The organism is Pseudomonas asturiensis (assembly GCF_900143095.1).
In the GTDB taxonomy this organism is placed as follows: domain Bacteria; phylum Pseudomonadota; class Gammaproteobacteria; order Pseudomonadales; family Pseudomonadaceae; genus Aquipseudomonas; species Aquipseudomonas asturiensis.
On record NZ_FRDA01000009.1, the window covers coordinates 224,769 to 233,147 of the forward strand.

At 53.7% G+C, this 8,379-nt stretch carries 8 protein-coding genes; 2 read left to right on the forward strand and 6 right to left on the reverse strand.

What is annotated here, in order from left to right:
* Positions 1-231: 231 nt before the first annotated feature.
* On the forward strand, positions 232-1,194 hold the full coding sequence (locus BUB69_RS17500) for a tyrosine-type recombinase/integrase (RefSeq protein WP_003425065.1): 963 nt from the start codon (positions 232-234) through the stop codon (positions 1,192-1,194).
* Between the two features lie 714 nt (positions 1,195-1,908).
* Here BUB69_RS17500 and BUB69_RS17510 read toward each other — a convergent pair.
* From BUB69_RS17510 to BUB69_RS17520, 3 genes are all read right to left on the reverse strand, one after another.
* The gene (locus BUB69_RS17510) at positions 1,909-2,289 is read right to left on the reverse strand and encodes a COG4315 family predicted lipoprotein (protein WP_003317528.1); all 381 of its coding nucleotides are present in this window, start codon (positions 2,287-2,289) and stop codon (positions 1,909-1,911) included.
* 329 nt (positions 2,290-2,618) lie between these two features.
* Complete coding sequence (locus BUB69_RS17515) at positions 2,619-3,611, reverse strand: beta-propeller fold lactonase family protein (RefSeq protein ID WP_003317529.1); 993 nt, start codon at positions 3,609-3,611, stop codon at positions 2,619-2,621.
* Between the two features lie 157 nt (positions 3,612-3,768).
* On the reverse strand, positions 3,769-4,665 hold the full coding sequence (locus tag BUB69_RS17520; RefSeq protein WP_003317531.1) for a LysR family transcriptional regulator: 897 nt from the start codon (positions 4,663-4,665) through the stop codon (positions 3,769-3,771).
* 117 nt (positions 4,666-4,782) lie between these two features.
* On the opposite strand from BUB69_RS17520, the gene BUB69_RS17525 reads away from it, so the two are divergent.
* On the forward strand, positions 4,783-5,952 hold the full coding sequence (locus BUB69_RS17525; RefSeq protein ID WP_010428856.1) for a TDT family transporter: 1,170 nt from the start codon (positions 4,783-4,785) through the stop codon (positions 5,950-5,952).
* 8 nt (positions 5,953-5,960) lie between these two features.
* On the opposite strand, the gene BUB69_RS17530 is transcribed toward BUB69_RS17525, so the two are convergent.
* The 3 genes from BUB69_RS17530 to eno all read right to left on the reverse strand — a co-directional run.
* Entirely contained in the window at positions 5,961-6,563 is a 603-nt protein-coding gene (locus BUB69_RS17530; protein WP_003317532.1) for a uracil-DNA glycosylase, read from the reverse strand.
* Positions 6,563-7,108: an inorganic diphosphatase gene (ppa, locus tag BUB69_RS17535; protein ID WP_003317533.1), complete on the reverse strand. Its 546-nt coding sequence runs from the start codon at positions 7,106-7,108 to the stop codon at positions 6,563-6,565. The genes BUB69_RS17530 and ppa overlap by 1 nt, the downstream gene beginning before the upstream one ends.
* A gap of 115 nt (positions 7,109-7,223) precedes the next feature.
* Positions 7,224-8,379 (reverse strand): phosphopyruvate hydratase (gene eno / locus BUB69_RS17540; RefSeq protein ID WP_245825292.1); only part of this gene is annotated, 1,156 nt, incomplete at its 5' end.

Consider the following 8,379-nt stretch of genomic DNA (forward strand, 5'->3'; position numbering starts at 1 on the left):
CATAGTGCAGCGGTCGGATTTATCAAGGTCAGTGCTGAAAAGCTCTGAGCTTTAGGACGCCTAATATGAAAAAGCAACTGACCAGTCCTGGAACAGAAAAAAGAGGTGATAAAATACGTTATCACCACTTATTGCCGTTTATCGGTTTTAGCAACGGCGGACTGATATAGCGATGATTTTGTGACCGAAAGCTTTGAGAGCGATTGCAGGATAGCCAATGATGAGAACGATATGCAGGAACTGACGAAAAACCATACGAATGATCAGCGCCGGCTCACTGCGGTCGAATTTCAGACGCTGGCCAAGGTTCCAGCCGCGGTCGAGTGGTTTGCCAACCTGGACAACCCTCGAACACGACGTGCTTACCAAAACGACCTGGAAGACTTCTGTAGTTTTATCGGCTTGGCTTCGGCCGATGAATTTCGGGTCGTGACCCGATCGCATGTTTTAGCCTGGCGAGCCCACCTCGAGCATCGCGGTTTGGCCGGAGCCACGATCCGGCGCAAATTGGCCGCGCTGGCCAGCCTCTTTGATCACCTCCTGGAGAACAATGCGATCGCCGGCGGCAATCCAGTGCATGGGGTAAAACGTCCCAGGATAGAAAGCAATGAAGGCAAGACGCCGGCGTTGGGTGACCACCAGGCGAAGGCGCTGCTCGAGGCGCCGGATGAAACAACACTTAAAGGGCAGCGCGACCGGGCGCTATTGGCTGTTCTTCTCTATCACGGACTGCGCCGTGAAGAAGCGGCGCTGCTGCAGGTGAGCGACATTCAGGAGCGCCGCGGTATTCAGCATCTGAAGGTTCACGGCAAGGGCGGCAAGGTGCGATACCTCCCGTTGCACCCGATCGCAGCCGGGCGTATTCATCAGTACCTGGAAAACTCAGAGCATCATCTGGCCGAACGGAAGGTGCCACTGTTCATGCCGCTGCGAGGTAAATTGACCGGCGCCGGTATCACGGCAAACGGCATCTATGCCGTCGTCACGGCCTACGCGAAAAAGGCCGGGATTGAGGTCGACGGCCTTGGGGTTCATGGACTCCGAGCAACGGCAGCCACCAACGCCTTGGAGCATGAAGCCGATATCGCCAAGGTCCAGGCCTGGCTGGGTCATGCCAACATCAGCACGACCAAGATCTACGATCGGCGGGAGAACCGGCCGGAGGATTCACCCACCTATAAAGTGAAGTATTAATTGAAGTGATCGAGGCCTAAGCGGCAGCTCACCCACGCGCACTGCCAAGGATGTGGTGCAACGCTGCCCATGGATGATGACCTTCCACATCGCTGGCTGGACAGGTGTCGGCATGTAGAAAGGGGCTTTCGCAGTCTTCCAGCGCTTGGCTTTCCATGCAGCCAGTGCATACAGCACGTCCGGCAACGATCGACCATCGACCGTTCCGTTCCTCAACACCTCGTTCAGTCTCCACTGTTTCGACTCCTCAGCGTACGTTTGTTAGATGCTGAAGGTAGCGCTGTGCGGGCCGATTTGATACGCCCAAAACCATACCCTTGTTTGAGTTGTAAGCCATGCGCACCAACCAACAAAGCGACGCCTGTTGGTCGGCTTATTAACGGCAGCTTTCGGCCATAAGCAGACCTTCGCCCGCATATTTACGATGCCCTACCGTTCTAATTGGCGTTGCCTCAGAATATCGGTCCACTAGCGGCTGGATGGAACCACCATGCGCATCGTCACAGACTCCCGGCCAAACGAAATCCTCAGGCTGGCGTTACGGGAATACGTCCAAGGTGTACCGTACCTCGGCCCCATTTTTCGTTGAAATGATCCATCAAAGATTTATGAGGCGCGGCGGCTGTATGTTGGCGAAAATATCAGGTGTGTATTCTTCTGGTTTGCGCCACTGACAAAGCCAGTGGCGTAAGCCAGCCTATTAATTATTTGACGTTACGGCTTGGCAACGTGCCAGACTTGGTTGACGCCGTCACCGGTTGTATCCCCTGGCTTGGTATCTTTGACCCAGCTGTAAAGTGGCATGCCTTTGTATGCCCATTGTTTTGTGCCATCGTCTCGAGTGATGACAGAGTAATCATGACCCGCTTTCGCGTCTGCGGATACCGGTAGAGGTGGCCAGTTTGAAGCGCATGGCCCATTGCAGACCGACTTGCCCGAGGTGTCCTTACCGAAGGTATAAAGAGTCATACCTTTTGCGTCTACGAGTACTTTTCCCTTGTCCGTTTCAGCAAGCTTGACTGGCGCATCGGCGAGCGCCAAACCCGACATGCAGCTGGCGGCAACAGCGACGGTGAGAATCATCTTTTTGAACATATGTATTTCCTTTGGTCATTTTTAATTTTTAGAAGACCCACCTGCCTCTGAAACGGCAAGCGATCAGACAATAGACGAGCCACAAACAGGTTAATTCGACTCCATAGAAAAAACGTCCCGATATCATTTTTTGCTGGAATGCTGGGCTCTCCCCCCCCCCGGACCCTGTGCCTTCCTCAATTGAGCAAAGCGACGCTCACGGTCAAGCATCATTGGCTCATCTCAATGAGCGACGGCGATCCATCATCCAGGACTCATCATTTTCACTCATTATTATTCACTTGGTCGTGGAGTATCAGCAGGCCCCCATGAAGGCCTGCGCTGTTCAATCAGTCGGCCTTGAGCGTCGACACCACCTTGTTGCTGGCGAGATCGACTGTGGAGATACTCAAGTCCTCATTGAGGACATACGCCTTCGACTTGTCTTTGGTGAAGACAATGGCCTGGCGGGGTGCCTTCAAACCGGTCACAGTGGTGGTCACTTTCAGCGTTTTGGTGTCGATCACTGAAAGGCTGTTGTCACCGAGGTTACCCGAGTAGACGTGCAGCCCGTCTGGAGTGAGGGCTGCGCCGTAGGGGTCTTTGCCAACAATGACGGTGGTTGTGATGGCGCGTTTTTGAGTGTCGACAACTGCGATGCTGTTACTGCCGCTGTTAGCCGCGTACAGCGTATTGCCGTCCGCCGATATGGAGATGGCGCGCAACTTGTTGAAGCCAGTGATCTCACCTTCAATCGTATTGGTCTTGCTGTCGACCAAGGTAATTTTGTCCCCAAGAAAGTTGGTGACATAGACGGTTTTGCCGTCAGGACTTACTCGGATGCCCTGGCGCGGTTGGGAGAAGCCAGGTACCACAGCTACTGGCCGCTGGTGATCAAGGTCAATGACCGACAGCGTGCTGGCCGCTTCATTGTTGACGTAGAGCAGGCTTCCGTCCTTGCTGAGTGTGGTACCAAAAGCACCTGCGCCCAACGGAATATCTGCGATCACTTTTAAAGTCTTGGTGTCAATCTTGCGCACGACCCCCAAACTGCTGTCGGAGAGGTAGAACACATCGCCAGTTGGCGAAAACACAATATTTCGCGGCGTGACGTAGCCGGTGAGAACCTGGCGAACCTTACCGGTTTTCAAATCATAAACCACTACATCTGGACGCTGACTGTAAGAGACCACCGCCGTCGTTTCATCTGGGCTGACGGCCAGCGAGTTGTTGTGAATATCGCCGTCAAACGTCCAGCGATCTTGCGCGGCCCACGCGCTCATCGATGCGGCCAACGCAACACCCAACGTCAGGGCTGTGACGGTTTTCTTTATCACATTCATCAGAATTTCCTCATAGGGTAAGCAAGGCACCCAGTCGCGCCTTGGCATATACAACTCGTTCATCGCTGCAGGGCAATGAGTTGACTTTATGCGTCGTTGATAAATTCCGGAAACAACTTGTTTTGGTAGCTCTTACCTGTTTTATAAATAGGTCTAGCTACTCCTGGCTCACGAATTGACTGCATTTTTCCCAGAATCGCTCAAGCCCAGGCGAGATGTATTTGTCCCGGTGACGGATCAGAAAAAAACGTCGGGTCAGTGCAGGCAACGCGTGCGGCAGTTCAACCAAGACTTCAGAGGCCAGTAGATCCCGAACGACCCAGCGGGACAGGCAACTGATGCCGATGCCTTGTGCGAGGGTATGCTTGATGGCCTCTGAACTGCCGATCTGGCGCGTTTCGGCGAGATCGTGCAAATGACGCAGCAGCAATTGTTCGACTTCTTCACGGGTACCAGAACCTGGCTCGCGCAGTAGCCATTCAGCGGTACGAAGATCATCAAGTGTGACCTGCTGCTTTAGTGCCAAGGGGTGCCGTTGGCCTGCGGCAATAAGCAACTCATCAATTAGCCAAGGCTCGGCACTGAGTTCGGGCAGGTGGCAAGGCCCCTCGATCAGGCCCATATCAATCTCGAAATCAGCGACTCTTCTTGCGATAGCCATGCTGTTGGCCATGTCGACATCGACCCTCAAATGTGGTGTTGATTGACGTAGCTCACCGAGAATCAATGGCAGAACATAATTGCCTATCGTGGTACTGCATCCTACCCGCAAGCGTGTCTTCAGCCCGGCATGGCCGGGTAAGAAACTGGCCTCTATCTGTTGTGCATTCTCAAGCATCCTTCTGGCTTGAGGCAGTAAGGCATGGCCGTTATCGTTCAGCACTAAACGCTTGCCTACACGGTCGAACAGCCTGGTATCCAAGGCGCTTTCCAACTCGTTCAGTGCGGCGCTGGTTGCAGATTGGGACAGTGACACCGAAATGGCGGCGCTGGTGGTGCTACCGTGCTGCGCGACGGCGCAGAAAATTTGTAGCTGGCGTAGGCTTAGCTTCATGTAATCTACCTTCTTTATAGGTCATATAAACCTATACTATCCGTTTTTACCGCTATTCCCATCAAGCTATACTTCAACCATGTCATATCGAAGGCACACTGAAGCGGGAGCGCGAAAATGAGTGAGACACGACTCGCAGCTATAATGGGCGGCAGCCATCCACTGGCGGCTTTGTCCAATCCACGAGAAGCGATCCGGCAGTTCACACCCAACTGGTTCGCCGCCACGATGGGCACCGGGATTCTGGCGCTGGCTCTGGGCCAACTGCCCTTTGTTGCGCAGTGGCCCAAAGCGTTAGGGGAAGCCTTGTGGTTTTTTAATATCGTGCTGTTTTGCCTGTTTACGCTGATGTACGCGAGCCGTTGGGTATTGTTCTTCGATGAGGCCAAACAGATCTTCGGCCACTCCACTGTATCGATGTTTTTTGGAACTATCCCCATGGGATTGGCGACCATCATCAACGGTTTTCTCCTTTATGGTTTGCCACGCTGGGGGGGTGGGGTAGTCGCTTTAGCCGAAGTGTTGTGGTGGATCGATGTCACCATGGCATTGGCCTGCGGGGTGCTGATCCCGTATATGATGTTTACTCGCCAGCAGCACAGCATTGATCAGATGACAGCGGTATGGCTGCTGCCAGTAGTTGCGGCTGAGGTGGCTGCCGCCAGTGGCGGTCTATTGGCTCCGCACCTCGCTGATGCGAGCGCACAGTTCACCATGCTCATCACCAGCTACGTGCTGTGGGCCTACTCGGTGCCCGTCGCCTTGAGCATACTGGTGATCCTGTTACTGCGCATGGCTCTGCACAAACTACCTCATGAAAGCATGGCAGCATCGAGCTGGCTGTCTTTAGGGCCGATCGGTACCGGGGCTTTGGGGATGTTGCTGCTGGGCAACGATGCTCCAGCAATCTTTGCTGCCCATGGAATGGCAAGCATCGGCGGCGTAGCCGAGGGCATTGGCTTGATCGGTGGTGTGCTGTTCTGGGGGCTGGGATTGTGGTGGATGGTATTGGCGCTGCTAATTACCGGGCGCTACTTCAGGGAGGGCATTCCCTTCAACCTCGGCTGGTGGGGCTTCACCTTTCCGCTGGGAGTGTACGCCGTAACAACCCTCAAATTGGGCTCTATGCTGCACCTCACGTTCTTTAGCTTCTTTGGCGTGGTGCTGGTGTTGATGCTGACTGTCATGTGGATGATCGTCGCGGCTAAAACCCTGGCTGGTGCCTATCGCGGCAACTTGTTCGTCTCGCCGTGTATCCACTCGCTGAGCAAGGCGAGCAAAACCTGAGCCTTTGGCTACTTGATCGACTGTTTGGCGTGACGCAGTGTGGACAAAATGCGCTGCCTAACATTCGGGTGAGTGCAAACGGAAAGGGGGCTTGGGTGTGGCATTTCCAGCAATGAAAAATTAGGGAAGGCGAGCCGAACACGCGGTATGGCTTTCTGGGCAACACGTCCGGCAAACACGATAGTGACGAGATCAGGGAAAAGCGTCAGTAGCGTGATCAGCATCTCGATACCTTCCTCAATTTGCGCTCTGCGGAGCGGACCCTTGGGCTTATCGAGATCTGGTAACCAAGGGTACAAATTCCAAAGGACGGTTTTGTGACGTGCCAGTCCAACCTGCTCAATGAAACCTTTCAGGTTGCGTTGTGCAGGCCCCGGATTGTCTCTTGAGACATACCGTGGAAGACTGACCGTTCGAGCGGGCGATTCCAACAAGATCAATACCCTTGCGAAGACGCCGCCATCCAGTGGATCGAAATACGGTAATGTTCTTTCGCCCGTGGACTGGGCCATTACCCAGCGCGTCAATTCAGCAGTTTTCGGCAGCAGCAAAAAGTCTTCTCTTACCTTAAGAGAAATTTCCTGCTCTGCGCTTTTCTGATTGAGTAACACTACTTGGAAGCCTCCTTCTTCAGGTTATAGGCCGCTACCGATTTACGAATATCTTCCCGCGCTTCGTCTGCGCTCCCCCAGCGGCCCATTTTCACCCACTTACCCGGCTCTAACGCTTTGTAGTTTTCGAAGAAGTGCTGAATCTGTGCGAGGAGTAACGCAGGGAGGTCAGAGCATTCCTTTACATTGCTGTACATAGAGCTGAGTTTTTCATGAGGCACTGCGATTACCTTGGCATCCGCACCAGCTTCGTCCGTCATGTACATCACACCTACTGGGCGACTGCGGATGACAACGCCAGGTGATACCGGGTAAGGGCAAATCACGAGGACGTCCAAAGGATCGCCGTCATCGCTCAAGGTATTTGGAATGAACCCGTAGTTAGCCGGGTAGAACATCGGCGTGCTGAGGAAGCGATCAACGAAGATCTGTCCACTTGGCTTGTCCACCTCGTACTTGATCGGCGAGTGGTTTGCAGGAATCTCGATAACGGTGAAGAAGTCATCGGGGATCGCGTTACCAGCTGGAATATCCGTGTAGCTCATGCTCATATCTCCAAGCGTCTAGGAAAGGCCAATGCCACTGACGTTTTTGCCAACAGCTATACGTGGTTCGTTTTTTTACGGTAACCAGTCCAACAGGTTTACCGGCGATAGGCCGTCAGCGCACGAATGCATCATGTCCTGCATAAAACGCACGGCTGCCAAGATCCTCTTCTATTCGCAGAAACTGATTGTATTTCTCGACCCGCTCCCCCCGGCATGGAGCTCCTGTCTTGAGATGGCCAGTCCCCATCGCGACAGTCAGATCAGCGATGGAGCTGTCCACCGTCTCCCCGCTACGATGAGAAACCATCGCCCCCCAATTTGCCCCATAGGCCATTTCGATGGCGGCTTTGGTCTCAGTCAGCGTTCCGATTTGATTAGGTTTGATCAATACGGCATTGGCGACGTTTTCTGTGATGCCTCGCTGAATCCGTTCGACATTGGTGACAAATAGGTCATCTCCAACCAACTCGATCCGGTCACCCAGAGCTGCATTCAATAGCTTCCAGCCTGACCAATCGTCTTCCGCGAGTCCATCTTCCAGTACCGCAATCGGATACTTGTCGACCCAGGAGGAATAGAGATTAATCAGCTCTTGAGCATCGACCTTACGACCCTCAGAGCGCAGATGGTAAAGGCCGTTTTCATAGAAGCCGCTGGATGCTGGATCGATAGCGATCTCGATCTGAGATCCAGGGGTGTAACCAGCCCTCTCGATTGCCTTGATGATCAGCTCAATGGCGTCTGAGTTTTTCTTGAGTGCCGGCGCAAAGCCGCCCTCATCTCCGACCGCTGTTGAATAGCCGGCGTCCTTAAGCACCGCTTTCAGCTCGTGGTACACCTCGGAGCCCCATCGCAAGGCTTCCTTGAAACTGCCAGCCCCTGTAGGTGCAATCATGAATTCCTGAAAGTCAGGGCCTTGCCAGTTGGCGTGAACACCGCCATTGAGAATATTGAACATCGGGACGGGCATTCTTGCTGCTTGCTCGCCGCCCAGATATTGGAACAAGGGCAAGTTCAGCGCAGAAGCCGCCGCTCTGGCAACGGCGAGGCTCACGCCCAAGATCGCGTTTCCTCCAAGCCTGGATTTATCAGAGGTTCCATCCAGCTTAATCATCAAATGATCAATTTGTTCCTGGTCAATCGCATTCATGCCCCTCAGAGACTCAAGTATTTCGGTATTCACATTGCTAACGGCCTTTAAGGATGCTCCGATCAACTTGCTGCGCAGCGGCGGCGAGTCGCAATTTGCCCGGCACCCAGCGCTATTT